The organism is Pseudomonas sp. HD57-3 (assembly GCF_056113135.1).
The window spans coordinates 2882199-2905345 of sequence record NZ_CM148568.1 but is presented as its reverse complement, the minus strand read 5'-3'; the positions used below and the strand labels follow the sequence as shown (position 1 = coordinate 2905345).

5 protein-coding genes are annotated in these 23147 nt (G+C 64.1%); all 5 read right to left on the bottom strand.

The genetic code is table 11. From position 1 onward, the window contains the following. Positions 1-15: 15 nt before the first annotated feature. Genes AC0R79_RS12905 through AC0R79_RS12885 form a run of 5 tightly spaced genes read right to left on the bottom strand, consistent with a single transcriptional unit; the run spans position 16 to position 23101 of the window. Positions 16-222: an MbtH family protein gene (locus AC0R79_RS12905; RefSeq protein ID WP_007958563.1), complete on the bottom strand. Its 207-nt coding sequence runs from the start codon at positions 220-222 to the stop codon at positions 16-18. After that, the gene (locus AC0R79_RS12900) at positions 215-904 is read right to left on the bottom strand and encodes a hypothetical protein (protein ID WP_474734698.1); all 690 of its coding nucleotides are present in this window, start codon (positions 902-904) and stop codon (positions 215-217) included. The genes AC0R79_RS12905 and AC0R79_RS12900 overlap by 8 nt, the downstream gene beginning before the upstream one ends. Next, positions 901-9987, bottom strand: coding sequence for a hybrid non-ribosomal peptide synthetase/type I polyketide synthase (locus tag AC0R79_RS12895; protein ID WP_474734696.1), 9087 nt, complete (start codon positions 9985-9987; stop codon positions 901-903). Before AC0R79_RS12895 ends, AC0R79_RS12900 begins: the two co-directional genes overlap by 4 nt. Next, complete coding sequence (locus tag AC0R79_RS12890; RefSeq protein WP_474734694.1) at positions 9984-14096, bottom strand: non-ribosomal peptide synthetase; 4113 nt, start codon at positions 14094-14096, stop codon at positions 9984-9986. The genes AC0R79_RS12895 and AC0R79_RS12890 overlap by 4 nt, the downstream gene beginning before the upstream one ends. Beyond that, on the bottom strand, positions 14093-23101 hold the full coding sequence (locus tag AC0R79_RS12885; RefSeq protein WP_474734692.1) for a non-ribosomal peptide synthetase: 9009 nt from the start codon (positions 23099-23101) through the stop codon (positions 14093-14095). The genes AC0R79_RS12890 and AC0R79_RS12885 overlap by 4 nt, the downstream gene beginning before the upstream one ends. Positions 23102-23147 lie beyond the last annotated feature (46 nt).

The window sequence follows — 23147 nt, the reverse complement described above, 5'->3', positions numbered from 1 at the left end:
GTTCCCTCACCCTTTTTATTGGAACGACGCTGATGACTGCTCGCGCAGCGAACGCGGGCGCATGTCGATCCAGTGTTCGTTGATGTAATCCAGACAGATTTGGCGTTCGCCGCGCATCCCCGCCTCGCTCCAGCCGCTGGCCATCGGCTTGCCCGCCGGCCACAGGGAATACTGGCCCTGAGCGTTGATCACCACATCGAATTGCAGTTGTGCGTCATTCATGTCGTTCTCCTGTTGAACGGGATTGCAGTGTGGCCAGACTTCGCTCGAGCCCGGTGGCGAGATGGTTGAATACGGCATTTCGTTGTTCATCGGTCTGCGCGCAAGCCCCGACGTAAACCCGTACGGATGCCCCGCAAATCTGCGCGCAGGTGTCTGCGTCGTCGTCCGCAAAGGCCCTGGCCGACACTTCGGCGTTGGCACTGGCATGAGCCTGGGCAAACGTGGTCGCGGCGGCCTCGGTATTCAGTTGCGCGTAGTACTCGGCGAACGCCTCGGCATCGCCGAAGTGCTCGACAATCATGGCGGTGTTGGCCGGTGCGAGGCCGTAGGTCAGCGCACTGGCGTGGGCCTTGGCGTACGCCGCGTCGAAGGCGTAAGCCTTGCGATACAGCGCCAGCAACACCGGTTTGAGCGTGGCCCGCCACTCGCCCTGACGCCCGAGCACGCCGAGCGCCGCTCGCTGATGCAGGCTTTGCAGAGCGAGCAGCGCTTGCTGATGTTCTGGCAAGGCTTCGCCGAGCATCGGCATGACCACATCGGCCTGCCAGAGATGGAACAGCTGAAACGGCACCTGCCCGTGGAGTCGGCTCAAGCGCAGACGCAAGGCCTCGTCCGGTTCGGCTTCACACAACACCTTGGTCAGGGCCAGCCACCATGGCGGCATCGTGATCGGTTCATTCATGGCGCAGGCTCATCCGTACCGATGACTTCGGCCAGCAACCGCGCCCAGCGGCCCGCCACGATGCCGTAATGATCGGTATCCAGGGTTTGCCAGCTGCGCAGTTGCGGAAGCAAGGCCTGCCAGTTGCGTTGCAGGTCATCCGGATTCCAGGCATTGCCCAATCCATAAGGATTGGCGTGCCCGGCGCTGAACAGCCGCACCGCCGTGGTCGCCAATACCGGCGGCTGGAAGTCGATCATGCTGGTCATGTTGTTGCGGCAGCACACCGTCAGCCGTTGTAGATAGGCCTGGCGCTCCTCGGCCATGCCCTGCACTTCGACCGCCGGCCAGCGCTGGGCAAACTCGCGCTGGAACACCTGCTCGATGGTCTGCTCGTCGATGCCGGCCAGCTCCGCACCGGCATCCGTCGCGGGCGGGTCGATCAGGTACAACAACGGTTGTCTGAATCCGTCAGCCTGGGCCTGATGACACAGCGCCTGCGCCACCCACGCACCGAACGACCAGCCTGCCAGACGCCAAGTGCTGCCGTGCGGAAGGTGGGTTTTGATCGCTGCCAGATACCAGCGTGCACGCTCCTCCACGCTGATGTTCGGCAACTGCGGCAGGCGCAGCGCCGGGTCGGCGATCACACACACGCCCAGTTCCGCCGGCAGCGCCGACACCAGTTCCCGATAGGCCTGAACATCGCCGCCCACCGGGTGGATCAGGTACAGCCAGTCACGCCCGGCTCCGGCATGCCATTGATCGATCCGCACTGCGTCGCGCCAGCCGTGGGGCACTTCTTCAACCGTAGCGGTCGAGACCAGTCCCAGCACCTCGCTCAGGCTGACCTTGTGGCTGAATTGCGACAGCTGGAACACCTCACTGGTGGCCGCTTGCAGTTCGTCGATCAGGTCGAGCAGCGTCAGTGAATCCGCGCCCAGGTCGTACAGCGAATCGTCGTCTGCCAGCTCGGCCACACCGAGCCACTTGCAAAGGCACTCACGCAGGCGCGCCGACAGATCCACGCCCTTCGGCGCCTCGACCACTGCGGCCACGGCACCATGGCGAACCGGATAAAACCGCCGCGCCGTGTCGATGCCGGTGGTGGAGATCAGCAGCTGCGGCAACTGCGTCGCCATTGCCAGATCGAACACCCGACAGCCCTCTTCGGCCGACAACCCCACCGTCAGATGCTCCAGATGCGCGGCGTCCCCGCCATTGCTGGTGGTGGCCATGCCGATGTCGCGCCAGATGTCCCAGTTGATCCCCAAACGCAGGCACGTGTCGGCCGGACTTGGACGATAGTGGGTGAAGCCATCGAGCATCCCGCTGGCCGCCGCGTAATCCAGATGTCCCGCGCCGCCGAACAGTGCCGACATCGACGAGCAGTAGAGGACAAAACCCGGCGTCAGGTGTTCGATCAAGGCTTCTACCGCCAGCATGCCGCGAGTTTTGGCGGCCATGGCCTCGGCCATTTGTCGGGCATCGCGGTGGCGAATCAGGCTGCCTGCACCGACGCCCGCCGCATGAATCACCCCGCTCAGGCGACCGTAACGAACGGCCAGTTGATCGAGGATCTGCGGCCAGTGCGGCAGGTCGGCGATGTCTGCTTTGATGCAGTCGATCCGCGACGCGTAGGCCGCCAGTGACTCAGGCAATTGCCCTTGGCGCGAGATCAGCACCACACGGCGCGCGGGGGCCTGTAGCAGGTGTTCGCACAAGGTCCGGCCGATGCCGCCGCTGCCGCCCAGCACCAGAAACGTGCCGTCTTCTGGCAGAAGTCCGGTTGTGGTTGTTGGGCCGGTTATTGGCTGAGGCATCAAGCGTGGCTGCCAGAGGTAACCGTCGCGCATCGCCATTCGCCGAGGCAACGAAACCGGATCGGCAAGCAACGCTGCCAAATCGCTGCTGTGCGCTTCGAGGCGCGACGAGGGCCAGTCCAGCCAATGGCAACGCACCGGGTATTCCTGCGGCACCACTTCGGTGATGCCGGCCAGCGCTGCCAGCTCGGGACGCTGAACCGCGCCGTCCACCGGGCACGCCTGCCATGACATCAACCACAGTCGCAGGCGTGTCGTGCGCGCGGTCTGCCCCCAGGCCTGCATCAGCGCACTGACCGTGTCCAGACAGGCCCACTGCGCCAGATCCAGCGATTGCTCGTTGACCGCGCCCGACACCGCCAGCGGCAAGGCATGCAGCCAGTCGAGTTCGCCGAGTTCAGGTTCTGCGACCTCGGCGAGCAACCGGTTCAGGGCTTCGGTGTCCAGGGGATCAAGCTCGAAACGGTCCGGGTTCAAACGCTTGAAGCCGTTGCCGGCGCGCACATGAATCACGCGTCGGTATACAGCGTTCAAGCTCGTCAGCAAGGTCGATTCGGGCGCGTCATGGCTGCACAGGATCAGCACTTCACGGGATCCAACCGTGGTTACTCCGTTCAGGCGCCGGGTGCGAACCCACTGACGTTGGTGGAACCAGTCCGCCAGCGGTTGTCGCTCAAGGGCTGTCACATCAGCTTGAGCGGCCACAGGGGTCTGGAAACGATACGGCTGAAGATCGAACGACGACGGCGGCAAATCCCAGGGCGGCGGTGCCGAGCGCTGCGGCCATTGGATATTCGCGCCTTCGTACCAGGCGTCCAGCAGCTCCTGCGGTGATTGATCAACGATTTTAAGTTGCGCGCCCGAAGCGGTGACTTCCTTGATCGCTGTCGGCTGCGATGGAATGTCGTCACCCGGCCGGCACACCATCGCGAAGCGCCAGCGCAATTGTCGGCGACCTGACTGCAAGTACCGCAGCAACGCAGTGTGCTGCTCAGGATTCGTTTGCAGGTATTCGCGGATCGCTGCGATATCGCGCAACAGCTCCGCCCGGCTGTGAGCCGAAATCATCAGCAGCGGCAACGTTTTCTCGACACTTTCCTGCGCCGTGGGCGCAGCACCGACGATGACATGCGCATTGGTCCCGCCAATCCCGAAACTGCTGACACCGGCCAGTCGCCGCCGCCCTTCCGGCCATGGCCGCGAGGTGGTCGGCACATAGAACGGCGAATGCTCCAGATCGATCTGCGGGTTGATCCGGCCAAAACCGAGGTTCGGCGGCAGCACGCCATGGAACACCGCGAGGCTGGCACGAATCAGTCCGACCACCCCCGCCGCCGCGCCCAGATGACCGATCTGGCTTTTCACTGAAGCCAACGCGCAATGGCCGGCCGGCGCATCGCCGAAAGCCTTGGTCAACGCCGCAACCTCGATCGGATCGCCCAGCAAGGTGCCGGTGCCGTGGGCCTCGATGTAGCCGATGTCGGCACCGGTCAGTCCGGCGCGGCTCAAGGCATCGCGAATGACCGCGCTCTGCCCGGCCACTGACGGCGCGGTGTAACTCATTTTGGCCCGGCCATCGTTGTTCAACGCCGAGCCTTCGAGCAGCGCATAGATCCGGTCGCCGTCGGCCCGCGCCTTGGCCAGCGGTTTGAGCACCACCACGCCGTAACCACTGGCGCCAAGGGTGCCGCTGGCGTCATCGCTGAACGGACGGCACAGACCGTCGGCGGAGAAGATGTGCTGCGAGCGATGCCGGTAGCCCTCGGTCAGGGTCGGATCGATCAGCACCCCGGCCGCAAGCATCACGTCACTGTCGCCCTGACGCAGCATCGAACTGGCCAGGTGCACGGCGATCAGCGAACTGCCGCAAGCGGCCTGCACGCTCAAGGCCGGGCCGTTGAGGTCCAGGTGATACGCGGCTTTGGTCGCCAGAAAGTCCTTGTCGTGATGCAGCGCCAGCTGAAAGCCGTCCGGCAGATCCTCGTCGGAGGTCTCACGCAGCATCTGCTGGAAGTAGGTGGTTTCGCCGCAACTGGCGATCAGGCCGATGCGAGGGCCGTCCGCCGACGGAACGATGGCCGCGTGTTGCAGGGCCTGCACGCACGCCATCAACAAATGCCGCTGTTGCGGGTCCATCAGCCGCGCTTCCTGGCGGCTGATGCCGAAGTACTCGGGATCGAAATCGAGCATGCCCGCCAACTGACTGCGGGCACCGACCAGGCCTTCTTCAGCAGCAAAATGCTCGATGCCCAACCCGTTGCCTTGCACCATTGCCCAGAACTCGGACAGGTTCTGCGCCCCGGCCACATTCACCGACATGCCAATGATCGCCATCGGCTGATGACCTGCATCGGTCTGCCGTACACGCTCCGCCGCTGCCACCGGCGCGGTGGACAGATGCGCCGCCAGACGCCGCACCGTGACGTGTTCAAACAGATCGGCCATCGTCACCTTGTGCGGCAGCTCTTCGGCGTAACGGCCATGCAAACGCATCAGGCCGAGACTGGTGGCGCCGGCCTCGAAAAAGGTCTGCTCCGGCTCGATGTCACGGCCGATCACGGCCTGGAACAACTCGCTCAGTTGCCGCTCCAGCGCACTCAATTGAACAACCGGTTGTGGCGTGCTGCGCCGCTCCAAAGCCTCGCCCAGATTCGGCAAGGCCTTGCGGTCGATCTTGCCGCTGGGGGTCCGTGGCCAGAGGTTGATCCGTCGATACTCATCGATTCGCACATGGGCCGGCAGCCGCCGCGCGACCTGTCGGTCCAGCGCTTGCGATGTCGCAGGTTCGCCATCGAGTTGCAGCCAGGCGATCAGCCGTGGCGGATCAGCCTGAACCGCCACCACCGCGTTGACCACTTCCGGCACCTGCATCAGCGCCGCCTCGATCTGCCCCAGTTCCAGACGATGGCCGCTGAGTTTGATCTGCTGATCGTCACGCCCCAGATAATGCAGGCAGCCCTGGGCATCGGCCCACGCCAGATCGCCGGTGCGGTAGTACAAACAGCCGTCCGCCAGCTCGACAAACCGCGCGGCGTTCAGCGCAGGATCAGCCAGATAGCAACGGGCAACCATCGGCCCAGCGACCAGCAGATAGCCGCGACTGCCGATCGGCACCGGGCGGTCGTGTTCATCGACCAGCAGCAACCGCGCATTGCCGACGGCATGGCCGATCGGCGCGCGCAACGGCCAGTCCCGCGCCACGGGCGGCAGGCGCAAGGCACTGACCACGTGGGTTTCGGTCGGACCGTAGTGGTTGAACAGCGACGCGTGCGGCATGCCGCCGAACCAGTTGCGCAGCGCGTCGGTGCAGAGCAATTGCTCGCCGGCCGTGATTACCTCACGCAACGCCGACGGGTAAATGCCCCTCGCCACGGCGGTTTGCGCCAGATGCTGCAAGGCCACGTACGGCAGGAACAGGCGCTCGATCCGCGCCTCGACCATGTAATCCAGCAACGCCTCGGCATCCTGACGCCAGCGCGGTGTGATCAGGTGATAACAGCCGCCGCCGCACAGGGTGCTGAAAATTTCCTGAAACGACACATCGAACGACAGCATCGAGAACTGCAGGGTCACCGCTTTCGCCGGCAACTGCCCTTCGGTGCGCTGCCATTGCAGCAGGTTGCACAGGGTGCGCTCGGACACTTGCACACCTTTGGGCGTGCCGGTCGATCCGGAGGTGAACAGGGTGTACAGCGGCCGTTCGCCGGCGTGGCGTGTAAGTTCGAACGATCCGGCATCGGCGTGCAGATCGACCCGATGCGTGGTGAATCGTCCGGCGTTCAGGTCGTCGAGTGCGGCCGCCGTCGTGTCGCTGAACAGCACACACAGAGGTTGCGCCTGTTCCAGCACCTGACGCTGGATCGCCACCGGATAGGCGGGATCCAGCGGCACAGCGGTCAGGTTTAGTTTGGCCAGCGCCAGCAAGGCGACGATGTGTTCTACCGAGGCATCGAGGAACAGCACGACATGCAGCGGCGCGTTACCGACCGGCAAGGGATGACGCTCGATCAGGGTGGCTGCCAGAGTATTGGCCAGCGCATTCAGTTCGCTGTAGCTGAGGCGGTGCTGCCCTTGAACCAGCGCAACCGCCTCAGGTGTGCAATGCACTTGATGCTCGAACCCATCCGCCAATGTGTTGAACGGCAGCGCGATCTGAGGGCCCTCGCTGGCCGGTGGCAGGTTGCGTCGATACGGGCCGAGCAAATCGTCGAGCTTGGCCGCCGGGCTTTCCAGCAACAGGTCCAAGCCTCGGCGGAACAGTGCGTTAACCGCCTGCATCTGTTCGGCATCGAAATAGCTGCACTGATATTCCCACCAGCATTCCAGTTGCGACCCACTTCCCACCATCAACAACGTCAGCGGACACTTGGCGTGCAACTGCTCGTTGAATTCCAGCGTGGCGCGCAGGCTGGAATCGGTCAACGCCGCGTAATCGGTGTTCTCCAGCACAAACATGAAATCGAACAGCAAGGGGCTCGACGACAGCCGCAGGTCTTCCACCAGATCCGCCAGCGCCACGTCCTGCAACGCCAGCACTTCGCGCACGGTGGCGGTCTGTTTGCGCAACTGCTCGTCCAGGGTCAATACCTGTTCGACGGCGGTGGGAATCAGCACGGTGTTGGCAAACATGCCAACGGTGTCTTCGAACTCCGCCAGCGGCCGGTTGGACACCGGGCTGGCGATGCGTGGTCGCTCGCACCCGGTCAGGGCGTACAGGCTCCAGGCGAAGACACTGAATAGAACTTCGAATCGGGTCAGTCGTTGTTGCGTGCAAAAGCGTTCGAGAGCAGCGCTGCGGATCGTGCCCAAGGGTTCCCGGTGCAGGCGGGCATCCGGGCTGATTTCGCGCATTGGCATCAATGCAGGCGACGGTTCTTCCTGACGGCGATGCAGCTCGGCCAGGGCGCGGCGCTGGTCGCGATAATGCGGATCGACGCTCCACTGGCGCTGCCACTGGCCAAACTCCAGGGTCGTCAGTCGTGCGGTCGGTTGCGGGCTGTCGTGGCCTTGCAGGACATCGGTGTAAAGCTGCGCCAGGTCATCGAACAGCAGGTTCACCGACCAGCCATCGACGATGATGTGATGCAGATTCAGCAACAGCCGGCAGCTGCCATCGGCAAACGGCAACAGCCAGGCCTGAAACAGATTCGGGGTGGTCAGGTCGAACGGCGCGGCGAACACCAGTTCGGCGAAGGCCTGCCAGTTGTCTTCGGTGAAATGCCCGAGCGCGAAGGTTCGACAGGTCGGTCCTTGCTCGGCAATTACCTGATCGAGTCCATCGCTAGCGGGCGCAAAAGCCGTGCGTAACCCCGTATGACGCTGCACGAGACGACCCACGGCCTCAGTCAGTGCCGCGACATCAACGCCCGCCGCCAGATGCAGAATAAGCGGCACGCTGTAGGCGCTCGAGGTGGGCGAGCGTTGTTGCAACAGCCACAAGCGGCGCTGTTCGGCGGTGGCTGGCAGGCGTTTGGCGCTACTGATCGGGGGCGCAGGTGGGTAGATCGAATCGCAGTTCGTTTCAGCAGTAAGTTGTTCGGCCAACGACAAGAACGACTCGTTGAGCAACGTGTCGAGAGCGATCTCACGCTGCCAACGAACACGAATTGCCGAACGCAGGCGCATGGCCTTTAGCGAATCGCCGCCACTTCCCAGCCAGTCATCCTGCGCACTCAGGGCCGGTTGGCCGAGCAGCGAGCGGGCCTGACTCAGCAACCAGTCCAGCGCCGGTGAAACGCTTTCGTTATCCGTAGCCGCCAGGACTGGATGCCACGGACTCAACCCTTGGGCCAGCAAGCCGTCGCGGTCGATCTTGCCATTGGCCGTCAGCGGCAGGCGCTCCAGCAGGAACAACTGATGCGGCCGCATATACGGCGCCAGTTGCGCCCGCAGATGGTTTTCGAAGGCGTGATAGTCCAGATCCCCGCGAGGCACGATGAACGCCAGCAACTGATGATCCTCCGCCGCCTGACGCCGGGTGCAGACGTACGCCTGCGCCACACCCGGATACTCCAGCAGCCGTTGCTCCACCTCCCCCGGTTCGATCCGGAAGCCGCGAATCTTCACCTGCCGGTCGACCCGCCCCAGATACTCGATCAAGCCCTCGGCATTGCGCCGCACCAGATCGCCGGTGCGGTAATGCACCTGCGCACCACCGTCGAGGTCGGGCAAACGAACAAACTGACGGGCGGTTTCTTCGGGCCGGTTGCGATAGCCACGGGCAACACCGCTGCCACTCAAATACAGCTCGCCCACCTCGCCCGCCGGCACCGGACGTTGCTGCTCATCCAGCACCAACACGCCGGTATCCGGCAACGGTCGGCCAATCGGCGCCGAGTCACCGGCAAAGTCACGGCTGATCGGCCAGCACAGGGCAAACGTGGTGCATTCGGTCGGGCCGTAAACGTTGAAAATCCGGCACCTGCTCTCAGGATTGCCCCGATACCATCCGCGCACGGCGGCAGCGCTGATCTGCTCACCGCCGATCAGCACCTGCCGCACGCTGGAAAAGCACGACGGCCACTCGGCGATTAAGGTATTGAACAGCGACACCGTCATGAACAGGTTGTCGACCTGCGTTCGCTCCAGCACCTCGGCCAGACGTCGCGCATCCAGCACGTCCTCGTCGGCAATCATCACGCAGCAACCGCCGTTGAGCAGCGGCGCCCAGAGTTCAAAACTGCAGGCGTCGAACGCCGGGTTGGACAGGCAGGCAAACCGGTCCGTCGGGCGAATCTCGATATAGCCGTCGGTGTGCGCCAGCCGCAGCAAGCCGCGCTCACCGACCTCGACTGCTTTCGGCGTGCCGGTGGTGCCCGAGGTGTAGAACAGGAACATCACCTCGGCGAAGTCTTCGGCCAGTGTTTGCGGCGGAGCGTCCGGCTGATCGAGCAAGGCTTCGACGCCGGTTTGCCACAAAGAAGGCGACCACAGCGGTTCTTCATCCAGGGTAATCAGGCCGACACACGCCGCATCCGCCAGCATCAATTCCCGGCGTTTGAACGGGCTGGCCCGATCCAGCGGCACCACCACCGCGCCGACTTTCAACGCACCGAGAATCGCCGCCAACCATTGCCAACAACGCGGCATGCACAACGCCAGCGACTGGCCGGGCTCGACGCCGCGCGCCAGCAACCCACGGGCGATGCGTTCACTGGCGCTGGACAGTTCACCGTAAGTCAGCGTGAGCGACTGATCGATCACCGCCGGGGCTTGCGGATTGCGCGCCACTTGCTCGGCAAAACGCGCAAGCAACGGCATGTCTTTGGACGCACTCATCATTTCGCCTCCTGCGCGTCGAAGCGTTGCAGCTCCCGACGGATGATTTGCGAGACCCGATGGATTTCCGCGCTTTCGAGCATGTCCCAGTGCCCGCCGCCGACCAGTTTCGCCAGATAACCGCTGCCTGCGCGGCGTCGCCAGAAGCCGCGCAGTTCATGCAGTTGATGGCGACTGAAATCTTCCCGCGCCTGGATCAACACCACGCGACCGGCGCGCGGCGCGCACTCATAGGCGGCCATGGCCAGCCGGTTGTGGTTGTAGATGTTGAAGTAGCGTTCGACCTGGGCGTCTTCGATGCCGGGGTACATGCCGTTGAAACGCACCAGTTTGTCGCGGAACTCGGCCATGTCCACGGTGCCGATCTGCTCGCGGAAACCCGGGTCGTCGCTGCCCTGGGTGTCGAGCAACACCACCGTCACCTGACGATGCCCCGCCGCCGTCAACCGTCGCGCCATTTCATAGGCCACCAGACCACCGAACGACAGCCCGGTGAGGATCAGCGGTTGCTGTGTCAGCGGTTCGATCTGGCGCAGGTACGCATCGGCCATCGCTTCGACCGTCGGCTCGGTGCTCTCCCCCGGATTCAGCCCCGGCGATTGCACCCCGTACACGCCGGTTTCATCCGGCAGCACCTTGGCCAGCGACAGGTAACAGAACGCCGTACCGCCCGCCGGGTGAATGCACACCACGTTGTGCTGACCGCTGCCGCGACGGAATTCGATCAGGTTGCTCTGGGCCAACGCCGGATTGGCCCCGACCCGCAGCCAGCCGCCCAAGGCTTCGATGGTCGGGTAGCTGAGCACCACGCGCACCGGCACTTCGACTGCAAACTGCTGGCTGATTTCGTGGGCCATCTTGATCGCGGCGATCGAGGTGCCGCCGACATTGAAGAAGTTGTCGCGAATGCCGATCTGCGGCGCCAGCAACAGGCTTTTCCAGATCTGGTACAGCGCCAGTTCGATGTGATCGCGCGGGCTGCTCAGGTTGACCTGACGGTTGACCATTTCTTCGTCCGCCAATGCCGTCAGCGAGGCGCGATCAACCTTGCCGTTGGCGGTCAGCGGCAGCGCGTCGAGCCACAGATAGCTGCCGGGGATCACCGCTCTGGGCAGTGTCGTCGCCAGATGGGCGTGCACCGCTGCTTCGTCCACGGGCTCTGCCACCACGCAACAAGCCACCAGCCGCTGATCCTGCGCCACTTCGCCGACCATCAACACCACGGCGCTGCGGATACCGGGAAACGCTTCGAGCCGGGCTTCGATCTCGCCCAGCTCCAGACGCACACCGCGCAACTTGACCTGGAAGTCGTTGCGACCCAGAAACTCCAGCTGACCGTCCGGGCGGTAACGCGCCAGATCGCCGCTGCGATAGAGGCGATCGCCTGCCACGAACGGATTGTCGATAAAGCGTTCGGCGCTGAGCTGCGCCAGCCCCAGATAACCCCGGGCCACGCCGACGCCGCCAATATGCAGATGCCCGGTCACGCCCACCGGCACCGGTTCATCGCGGTCATCGAGAACATAAAAGCGGTTGTTGGAAATCGGCCGGCCAATCGGCAGTTGCCGGGCCGGGACCTCGGCGCCGGGCTCCAGGGTCCAGATGCTGTTGATCACCGTGGTTTCGGTCGGGCCGTAGACGTTGTGCAGCCGCGCATGGGGCAGACGTTCCTGAAAGCGCCGCGCCAGCGCTGGCGGCAGCTCACCGCCGCCGCTGAACACATCGGTCAGCGACGCACACTGAATGACCTCGTCGACTTCCAGAAACAGCTGCAACATCGCCGGCACGAACACCAGCGCCGTGACCTTCTGCTCGCGCACCTCACGGGCCAGATACGCCGGCTCGTAATGCCCGCCAGGCCGCGCGATCACCAGCCGTCCGCCGGTTGCCAGCGGCCAGAAGGTCTCCCAGGCCGAGGCATCGAAACCGAACGGGATCTTGTGCAGCATCGCTCCCGCTTCGCCGCAGACCTGCAAACACCACAGCAGCAGGTTGCTCAAGCCACGATGAGCGACCATCGCGCCCTTGGGCAACCCGGTGGTGCCGGAGGTGTAGATCACGTAGGCGAGATGGTCAGGGGTGACGCCGACATTGCGTGGATCGAGATTGTCGGCAGGCAACGACGCCCAGCTCGCGGCATCTTGTTCGAGGTCGAGGATTGGCGCTTCCCAGTTCGATCCTTGCACGGCCTGACGCAAGATTCCGTGCGCCGAACCGAGGGTCAGCAGCACCGCCGGCGTGCTGTCGCCGAGCATATGGCTCAGGCGCCCCAGCGGATAATCCGGATCCAGCGGCACGTAGGCGCCACCGGCCTTGAGCACCGCCAGCAGCGCCACCGGCAACTCCAGCGAACGCTCGATGCACACCGCCACGCGCACGTCCGGGCCGACGCCCAAGGTGCGCAAATACCGCGCCAGTCGGTTGGCCCGGGCATTGAGTTCGGCGTAGCTCAGGGATTCACCCTCGAATACCACCGCGCAGGCCTGAGGGTTGCTCGCGGCCTGCGCTTCGACCAGTTGATGCACGCAGGGCGCCGTTTGCGTCAGTGGCGCGGCGCGGTTGAAATCCACCAGCACCTGCTGACGCTCAGCCTCGTTCATCAACGGCAAGGCATTGATCGGTTGCTTGGCGTCGGCGGCGATCTGTTCGAGCAAGTGGCGGTAGTGCCCGCTCAGGCGTTGAATGGTCGCGACGTCGTAGAGGTCGGTGTTGTATTCCACCAGCAGGTCCAGCCGCCCTGCCCGTTCGACCCACTCGAACGCCAGATCGAACTTGGCCGTGGCGCTGCTGGTGCCGTACGGCGCCAGTTCCAGGCCAGGCATCTGCACCGCATTACCTGGCGTGTTCTGCAACACCAGCATCACCTGGAACAACGGCGAATGACCGGGATCGCGCTGCGGGTTGACGGCCTCGACCACGCGGTCGAACGGCACGTCCTGATGGGCGTGTACGTCGAGCATCTGGCCGCGCACCTCGCGCAACAGCTCGGCAAACGTTTGCTGCGGATTCAGGCGCTGACGCAGCACCAGCGTGTTGACGAAATGGCCGATCAGCGGCTCGACTTCCGGACGATTGCGGTTGGCAAACGGCGTGCCGATGCACAGATCCTGCTGACCGCCGTGGCGCCACAGCAATACCGCCAAAGCGCCCAGCAACACGTTGAACAACGTGCCCTGAGTCTGCCGGGCCAGCGCCGTGAGTTCGCGCAAGGTGCCGCCATCGACGGAGGAACTGAACGTGGCGCCGACATAGCGCTGCACCAGCGGGCGCGGCCGGTCGGCGGGCAAGGTCGACAACAACGGCGCGTCGTCCAGGGTGCGACGCCAGTATTCGATCTGTGCGTCCAGCGCCGCACCGCCGACGCGCTGTTGCTGCCAGCAGGCGTAGTCGGCGTATTGCACCGGCAGCGGCGCAAGCGTCGGGGTTTCGCCACGCAGATAATCGCCGTACAGCGTGGCGACTTCATGCAGGATCACGCCCATCGACCAGCCGTCGGCGATGATGTGGTGCACGCTGTACAGCCACAGGTATTCATCGTCGGCAACGCGCAGTAGCGACGCCCGCAGCAACGGCCCGGTGGCCAGATCGAACGGCGCCCGGGCGTCCTGTTCGACGGCGGTTCGCACTTGCTGCTCACGCTCGTCGGCAGACAACTGGCGCAGATCCCTCACCGACAATGACAGCCGCATCGACGGGTGCACCACCTGACGCGGTTCACCGTCCACGCTGCAAAACGTCGTGCGCAGGACTTCGTGGCGGGCCACCAGTTGGTTCAGCGCTCGTTCCAGTTGCGCGACGTTCAACTGCCCTTTGAGCGTCACCGCCGTGGGCACGTTGTAGAACGGGTTGCCGGGTTCCAGTTGATCGAGAAACCACAATTGCCGCTGCGAGAACGACAACGGCCAGGACGCGTGCGCGCCGGCGCGGCGGGGAATCGCCGCGTCATCGTGCCCACCGAGCAAGGCGATCAGTTCCTGTTTGTGATGCTTGAGCGCCTGGGTCAGTTCTTCGGTGAGAAACCCGCGCGGCGCCTTGCAGCGCAGCCTGTCACCGTCCACTTCGAGCACCACGCCATGGCGAGCGAACAACGCCAGCAATTGATCGGCATTCATACTTCGAACTCCTCCATGTCTTCGTCGTCCTGGCTTGCGGTCGCAGGCTCGATGGCAAACGCCTCGACCGGCGCGCGGTGTTGTTCATCGGCCGTGCGCAGCCCGCCGATCATCGAGTAGATCAATTCATGGCTTGGCCCCAGATCGAACAGCGTCGTCAGTTGTTGTTCCTCGACCGAGCCGATACCGCACAGGCCCAGGCCGTGTTCGACGGCAGTCATGCTCAGCAACTGGGCCATGGCGCCGCTTTCGATGTGACAGAAGTCGCGGCTGCGCTCGCCATACAGCGGGCGGATCGCGGCCATGTCGGCGATGAAAAACAGCGAGAACGCGGCGTTCTCGTACACCGGGCGGTTGACGAAATAGTCGTAGGTGTCCGGGTCGAGCAATCCGCTCTGGAGCGCCAGCAAACGATGCTGGCGGGGATCGTAGTAATACGCGCCACCGGCCACGCCGAGCACGCGATCCGCTTTGATGTAGAGGTACGCCTGAATCGGGTACAGACCACCCGCCGACGGGAACTGGTATTTCACTTCACCGTCTAGTTGCCCTTGGGCCAGCGCCGCCAGTACATGGGCGAAGGCCTGGGTGGCGATCGGTTGCAGATCGTATTGACGCACCGAGCGGTAATCGCTCAAACGCCGGGTGAAGACCGGGTCCTGCGGCAGATCCAGTGCCACTGCCGGCAAGGCTTGAGCGAAGTCGCGGCGCCCACGCTGTTCGGCTTTGAACTGCGCTCGCTGCTGGGGATCCTCGATGATGTCCTGCGCGGGCTCCGGAGCCTGCTGAACATTGCCGAGCAGATCCTGACGCGCCCGGTTCTGGCGGTACATGCCGAGCAGATGAAGCATCGTCGGCTGGGCCAGCAGTTGCGCCACATGGGGACGGAACTGCAAGGCGCCGGACAAGGCGTTGCTGATCCTGACGATATCGATCGACGTTGCGCCCAAATTCAGCAGGTTGGCGTTGGCGGCGATGGATTCGCGCTTGAGCACGTCCTGCACGATCTCCACCAGCCGCTGTTCCTGCGGGCCCTCGACTTCCAGCGCCGGCCCCTGCTCCTCGATTTGCTCCGGTTCCGGCAGGCGTTTCTTGTCGACCTTGCCGTTGGACGACAACGGCCAGGCGTCAACGAAAGTGAACGACGCCGGAATCATGTAGGCCGGCAGTTTGTCGCTCAGGTACGCGCTGAAATCGCTGGCCTGCAACGCCGGATCGGCCTTGAGCACATATCCCGCCAGACGTTTCTCGCCCAGCGTGCTGCCAAGAATCCGCACCACCGCACTCTGCACGCCGGGATGGCGATTGAGCGCGGCTTCGATCTCGCCCAGCTCGATGCGATAACCCTGGACCTTGACCTGATTGTCTTCGCGACCGAGGAATTCGATGTTGCCGTCCGGCAGCAATCGGCCCAGGTCGCCGGTGCGGTACAGCCGTTCGCCGGTCAGTGGATGATTGAAGAAACTGCCTGCGCTGAGTTTTTCATCGCGCCAGTAACCTTTCGCCAGACCGATGCCGCCGATGTACAGCTGCCCCGCGACCCAGGTCGGGCGCACTTGCAGCGCTTCATCCAGCACGTAGAAACGCTGATGATCGAGGGCCTTGCCGTAGGGAATGCTGCGCCAGGCCGGATCGACCTGTTGCACCGGGTAATAGATCGACCAGATCGACGCTTCAGTGGCGCCGCCCAGACTGATCAACTGCAACTCCGGCTGCAAAGCCCAGGCCCGCTCGGGCAGGGTCAACGGAATCCAGTCGCCGGACAACATCGCCACTCGCAGGCTGGCAGGCAACGCGCCGTCCTCACCCTCCACGTACTCGACCAGCATGCCGAGCAGCGCCGGCACCGAGTTCCACAGGCTGACGTGATGGCGCTTGATCAATTCGAGCCAGTGCGCCGGATCGAGGGTCAGTTGCGGGTCGAGGATGACCACCGCCGCGCCCACCGCCAACGTGCCGAAGAAGTCATAGACCGACAGGTCGAAGCTCAGCGACGAGATCGCCAATACGCGGTCGCTCGGGCCGACGGCAAAGCGCCGGTTGATGTCGAGCAAGGTGTTGACCACACCGCGATGGTCGATCACCACACCTTTCGGCTGACCGGTGGAGCCGGAGGTGTAGATCACGTAAGCGAGGTCGCTTTCGTTCACCTGCACCGGTTGCAGTGGCAAGACATCGTTCGAGACATCATCGGTCACGGCGATGGCTGTGACCTGCGCCGGCCATTCGATCCTGTCGAGCAGTGCCGGTTGGGTCAGGGCCAGATTCGCCTCGGCCCGCTCCAGAATATGCCGCATCCGTTCCGCCGGCTGAGTCGGTTCGATCGGCAGGTAAGCGCCGCCGGCATACAGAATCGCCAAGGTTGCGACCACTTGCTCCCAACCGCGCTCCATCACCACCGCGACCAATCGGTTCGGCAGTACGCCCTGCGCTTGCAGGCGGGCACCAAGCTGCCGGGCTTCATTGCGCAGTTGCGTGTAAGTCAGCTGTCGCTCGCCGATCACCGCCAGTGCATCCGGTGTGGCGAGGGCCTGACGTTCGAACAGTTCGTGCATCAGCGGCAGGGTTTGCTGAATGTCGACCGGCGCTGGCAAGCGTGCCTGCGGCAGCAGTTGTGGCGTGTTCGCGCTCCAGGCTGCCGGTTCGCAGAGGCTGTCGAGCAGGGTGTTATAGGCGACGAACATCTGTTCGATCATGCCTTGCGGGAACAGCTCGTCGATGCTGTCCCAGTTGAACAGCAGGCGTCCTTCCAGCTCCAGCAAGGTGTGGTCGAGCCACACTTGCGGGGTCTGGGTGATGCTGTGCATGTGTTTGGCGTTCAATGCGTCGGCGAGGTTGAACTCGGCCAGTTCCGGCGCTGCTTCCGATAATGTGCTGTTGAACACGATCGGCATCGCCGTCTGTTGCACACCCCGGGCCTGGGACAACTCGCGCAGCACCCGCACACCGCTGACCACCGAATGGTCGATGTCGCGCCACAGTTGCGCCTGCACCGCGCGGGCCTTGTCGGTGAAGCTCTGCGAACCGTCGATACCGACTTCCAGCAGCACCAGCGAGGTGAAGTCGCCGATGATTTCGTCGACATCGGTGTGCAACGGCATACGGTTGAACAGCGGCAGGCTCAGGGTGAAACGCGGCGTGCGGCTCCACAGCGCCAGCACTTCGCTGAACGCAGTCAGCAACATCACCGACGGCGTCACCGCAAACTGTTTGGCCACCGCTTTGAGTTGCGCCCACTGCGCCGCCGACATGTCGCGGTTGCGGCGGGTGAAGTGCGGATTGGCGATGCTTTCGGGTTGGCGCACCAATGGTAGGTCTGGCGCCGGGGCCAAAGTAGTCACTCGTTCGCGCCAGTAGCCCAGCGCCTGCTCGTAGCGGCGACCGTTACGCAGCTGTTGTTCGGCTAGCACATAGTCGCGAAAGGTCAGGCCCGGTTCGGCCAGCTCAAACGTAGGGTCGACGTAGAAGGCCATGAGTTCGCGAGCGAGAATCTGCGTGCTCGCGGCGTCGACGATCAGCGCGTCGAGGCTGATGTGCAGATGAGTGATGCCGTCATCGAGCAACGACAGGCTGAACTCGAACAGCGGCCAGCGGCTGGCGTCCAGCACCTGATGGGACTGGCGTTCGCGGGTCGCTTCCAGCGTGCGTTGCGCCACTTCGGCGGGCAAACCGCGCAGATCGCTGCGGGGCATGCGATAGGTCGGCACCTGCGCCAGCACTTGTTGCGTACCGTCGCTGAGGAACACCACGCGCAACATGTCGTGGCGCAGGATCATGCGGTTCAAGGCTTGTTCGAAACGCTCGGCGTCGAACCCGGGAATACGCAGCTCTTCGTAGCCGTGAGCACTGACGCCACCGAGGCTGACCGTGGCCTCGCGACCGAACCAGTAGGCTTGCTGGATATCGGTCAGAGGGAACGGTTCATGTCGATTAGCGCGATCCGGCTCGATCTGGATGAACGCCGGTTCAGCGCTCTGCTCTTCACACGAAACCTGTGCCGCCAGATCCAGCAACACCGGCGTCTGGAACAGGCTGCTCAAGGACAGGTGCGCGCCCATCCGCTGGTTGATCGCGTAGATCATCCGCGTCGCCAGCAGCGAGTGGCCGCCGAGGTCGAAGAAGTTGTCGTGGATGCCGACCCGCTCGCACTTGAGCACTTCGGCCCAGATCTCGGCCATTTGCCGTTCTGTATCGTTGCGCGGCGCTTCATAAGTCGCCCCGGCGCTGCGTTCCGGCGCCGGCAGCGCCTGGCGGTCGAGCTTGCCGTTGCGGGTCAGCGGCAATTGCGACAGGCGAACCCAGGCACTCGGGATCATGTGTTCGGGCAACTGGCGTTGCAATTCGGCTCGCAGGAATTCACTGGTCGCAGTGCCGACCACGTAAGCCACAAGACGTTTGTCGCCAGCCACGTCCTCACGCAGCAACACGGTGGCTTCCTGCACGCCGGGTTGTTGATGCAACAAGCTGTCGATCTCGCCGAGTTCGATGCGAAAGCCGCGCAGTTTCACCTGTTGGTCGATGCGTCCCAGGTATTGCACGTTGCCGTCGGCCTGGAATTTCGCGAGGTCGCCGCTGCGGTACATCCGCGCGCCAGGCTCTTCACTGAACGGGTCCGGCAGGAAGCGTTCGGCGGTCAGGTCCGGGCGGTTCAGATAGCCCCGGGCCAGGCAGGCGCCGGCGATGTACAACTCACCCGCCACGCCGACCGGGACCGGATTCAGATGTTCGTCCAGCACGTAGAGCCGCGCATTGGCGATGGGACGGCCGATGGGCGGCGCGTCCGGCCAGGATTCGGCCTCGTTGCAGTCGAGGCTGAACTGGCTGACCACATGGGTTTCGGTCGGCCCGTACTGGTTGTGCAGCCGCGCCCCACCGAGCCCACGGACAAAACCGCGCAGCTCGTCATTGATTTGCAGGGCTTCACCGGCGGTGATGATTTCGCAACCACCGGACGGAATCGGCGCATCGGGCTCGGTCAGGCCGGCAAGTTGCTGCAACACGGCGAACGGCAGGAACGCCCGCTGCACGCCTTCGGCCACCAGCGTCGGGCGCAGCGCGGCAAGGTCCTTGCGGCTGTCTTCGGTCATCAGCAACAGGCTGCCGCCCTGGCAGAGCGTGCTGCAGATTTCCTGGAATGAAACGTCGAAGTTCAGCGAGGCAAATTGCAGCACGCGTTGTGGTGCCGTGGCTTGATCGAGCTGCCAGCCGATCAGGTTGTCCAGCGCGCGACGGCTGTGGGCCACGCCTTTCGGGCGTCCAGTGGAGCCGGAGGTGTAGAGCACGTAGCCGAGGTTTTCCGGGCTCACCGTGACGTGCGGATCATCCGTCGGGTGTTGCGCCCATTGCGCTGCGTCGGTGTCCAGGCAGCAGATCTTCGCCTCGTTGGCCGGCAGTCCGGCCCTCAGGCTTGATTGCGTCAACAGCATGGTCGGCGCGGCATCGCTGAACATGAATGCCAGACGTTCACTCGGGTAAGCCGGGTCAAATGGCACGTACGCCGCGCCAGCCTTGAGGATTGCCAACAGGCCGATGACCATCTGCGGCGAGCGTTCCAGGCACAAACCGACGCGATGCTCGGGGCCGACGCCTTGTTCGATCAGATAATGCGCGAGGCGGTTGGCCGCGCGATTCAGGTCGCGGTAACTCAGCTGCTCACGGTCGGCGAGCAGCGCCACGGCATCGGGCGTTTGCCGGGCATGGGATTCGAAGCGCGCCACGCAACAGGGCAACGACGCGGTATCCCGGGCGGTGCGGTTCCAGTCATGAACGATCTGCTGGTGTTGCTCGGCGCTCAGCAGCTTGATCCTCGCCAGCGACTGTTGGCTGTCCTCGACCATCTGCGTCAGCACCCGACGCAGGTACTCGCCGAACTGCTCGACAGTGCTGCGCTCGAACAGGCCCGAGGCATATTCCAGACCGCCGACGATCTGCCCGTCTCGCTCACTGAGCGCCAGTTGCAGATCGAACTTGGCCACGTGATGGCTGCTCTCGACCGGCGTGACATCCAGCCCGGTCAGCAGCAGATCGGAATCCTGATCCTGCTCCCAGGCAAACAGCACCTGGAACAGCGGACTGTGGGCCAGACTGCGCGGCGGATTGAGCACCTCCACCACTTGCTCGAACGGCAGGTCCTGATGTTCCTGAGCCTCCAGCGCCACCCGCCGCGCCTGTTGCAGCCATTGCGCCACCGACGGCGTACCCGACTGAGTCATGCGCAGCGCGAGGGTGTTGACGAAGAAACCGATCAGCCCTTCCAGTTCCTGTTGCGGACGGTTGGCCGATGGCACGCCGATCACCACATCGCCCTGCCCCGACAGGCGCGACAGCAGCAGCGAAAAACCGGCCAGCAGATTCATGAACAGCGTGGTGCCTTGCTGCATGCCCAATGCTTTCAGGCGTGCGGTCAGGGCGGCGTCGAAGACCAGCGGGACAAAACCGCCGAGGTAGTCCTGCACGGGCGGACGCTTGTGATCGGTCGGCAACTCAAGCAGCACCGGCGCGCCCGTGAGGGTTTCACGCCAGTAACGGCTCTGCTGCTCCAGCACGTCGCCGGTCAGCCACTGCTTTTGCCACACCGCGTAATCCACGTACTGAACCGGCAAGGGCGGCAGCGGATCGTCGCGGTCCAGCAACGCCGCCGCGTACAGCTGACCCAGCTCGCGGGTGAGCACGCCCATCGACCAGCCGTCGGAGATGATGTGATGCTGGGTCAGCAGCAACACATGGTCATTCGCCGCCAGCCGCAGCAGGTTGACCCGTATCAGCGGGCCACGGATCAGGTCGAACGGTCGGGCGCCCTCCTCGTCGATCAAGCGGGTCAGGCGTTCTTGCGCATCGTGCCCCTGCACGTCAGTCACCGTCAGCCGGACGCTGTGCGCCGGCGGCGAAACCAGTTGACGCCCTTCCCCTTCAACGGCGATGAACGTCGTGCGCAGCGCAGCATGGCGCGCCACCAGTTGATTGAAGCTGCGTTCGAGTGCCGGCACGTCCAGCGAACCACGCAAACGCAGGTTCAGCGGCATGTGATACGCCGCGTTGCCACCCTCCATCTGTGCCAGAAACCACAGGCGCTGCTGGGCAGACGACAACGTTTGCGCACCCGAGCGTTCAAGGGCCGTGATGGCCGGGCGAGCCGCAGCCTGACTGGCTTGCAGCCGTTTGGCGAACTCCGCCAGAACCGGTGCGGCAAACAGCGTCGAAGGCGCGACTTCCAGCCCCAGCGTGTGACGAACCTGCGCCAGCACCCGCATCACCAGCAGCGAGTGACCGCCGAGGGCGAAGAACTGATCCTGACGCCCCACCCGCTCGATGCCGAGCACGTCGACCCAGATCGCGGCGATTGCGGTTTCCAGCGAGCCTTGGGGTGCCTGATATTCCTGCTGATCAAACGCCTCGGCGTCTGGTGCCGGCAGACCGGGACGGTCGACCTTGCCGTTGGCGGTCAGCGGCAACGCGTCGAGCCGCACGAATGCAGTCGGCACCATGAAGTCCGGCAGGCTGACTTGCAGCTGTTCACGCAGTGCGCGCGGGCGCAAAGTCGTGTCTGGTTTTTCGCAGTAGTAGGCGACCAGACGTGGTTCACCATGACTGTCCTGGCGCAGTAGCACCACGCTGTCGCGCACGCCCGGGATGTCCGCCAGCCGGGTTTCGATTTCACCCAGTTCCAGACGCAGGCCGCGCAACTTGGTCTGGGAATCGTTGCGGCCAAGGAATTCCAGTTGCCCGTCGGCCCGATACCGCGCCATATCCCCGGTGCGGTAAAGGCGTTCGCCCGCCACGAACGGGCTGTCGAGGAAACGTTCGGCGGTCAGTTGCGGCAGGTTCAGATAACCGCGCGCCACGCCGACGCCGCCGATGTACAGCTCGCCCGCAACACCTTCGGCAACCGGTGCGCCGTCAGCGTCGAGCAGGTAAATCCGGGTATTGGGCAGTGCCCGGCCGATGGGCAGCACCGCGTCGATCTGGCTGCTGTCGGTGAACTCGAAACAGGTGCTGTCGATGCTCGCTTCGGTCACGCCATAGGCCTGGACGATCTGCACGCGATCACCGCAAAGCCTGCGCAATTGCCGCGCGCTGTGGGCGGTCCAGATGTCGGAGCCGCAGACCACGGTGCGCAGGAACGACAGGTCATGGCCGCTCTCTTCGACCCATGCCAACAGCGGATTGAGCAGCGCCGGCACGAAGTCGGCAAAGCCAATCTGCGCCTCACGCATCAGGCGATACAGGGCCGGCGGGTCCATCAGGGTGTCTCGTGGACAGAGCACCAGTGTGCCGCCAAAACCCAGCGCCCGGATCAGGTCGGCGCTGAACACGTCGAAGGAAAAACCGGCCATCTGCAGGTGGTTGATCGGTTCGCCCAAACCATAGAGCCGGGCCCAGTCGGCGCTCACGGCGACCGGTCCGCGATGCTCGACCATCACGCCTTTCGGGGTGCCGGTGGAGCCGGAGGTGTAGATCACGTAAGCCAGGTGCCGGGGTGTCAGACCGATTGAGTGAGAATCGAGGTTGTCTGCCGGGAGCAAAGCCCAATCACTGGCGTCGGCCAGATCCAGCACCGTAGGTGCAGTCGCCGACTGTTCGAGCGCCGCCCGCAAAACATCGCGCGCCTGGCCGTGAGTCAGCACCACCGGCGGTGCGCTGTCAGCCAGCATGTGCGCCAGCCGCGCCTGCGGATAGGCCGGGTCCAGCGGCACATAGGCGCCGCCAGCCTTGAGCACCGCGAGTACGCCGACCAACATCTCCAGCGAACGCTCAAGACACAGCCCGACTCGCACGTCCGGCCCGACCCCGAGGTTGCGTAAATGATGGGCCAGCCGATTGGCGCGGGTATTCAGTTCACGGTAACTGAGCGTCTCCTGCTGCCAACGCGCGGCGATGGCCTCGGGGTTGCGCAGCACCTGCGCTTCAAACAGACCGTGCACGCACAGGTCCGCATCGAACGGTTTCGAGGAGCAAACGTCGGGCTGCGCGGGAGTCGTCCCACGCAAGGAAGTGTTGTCGAGCATCGGAGGCTACCGTCCATGACTACATTATTTTTGTGATCAGGCAGGG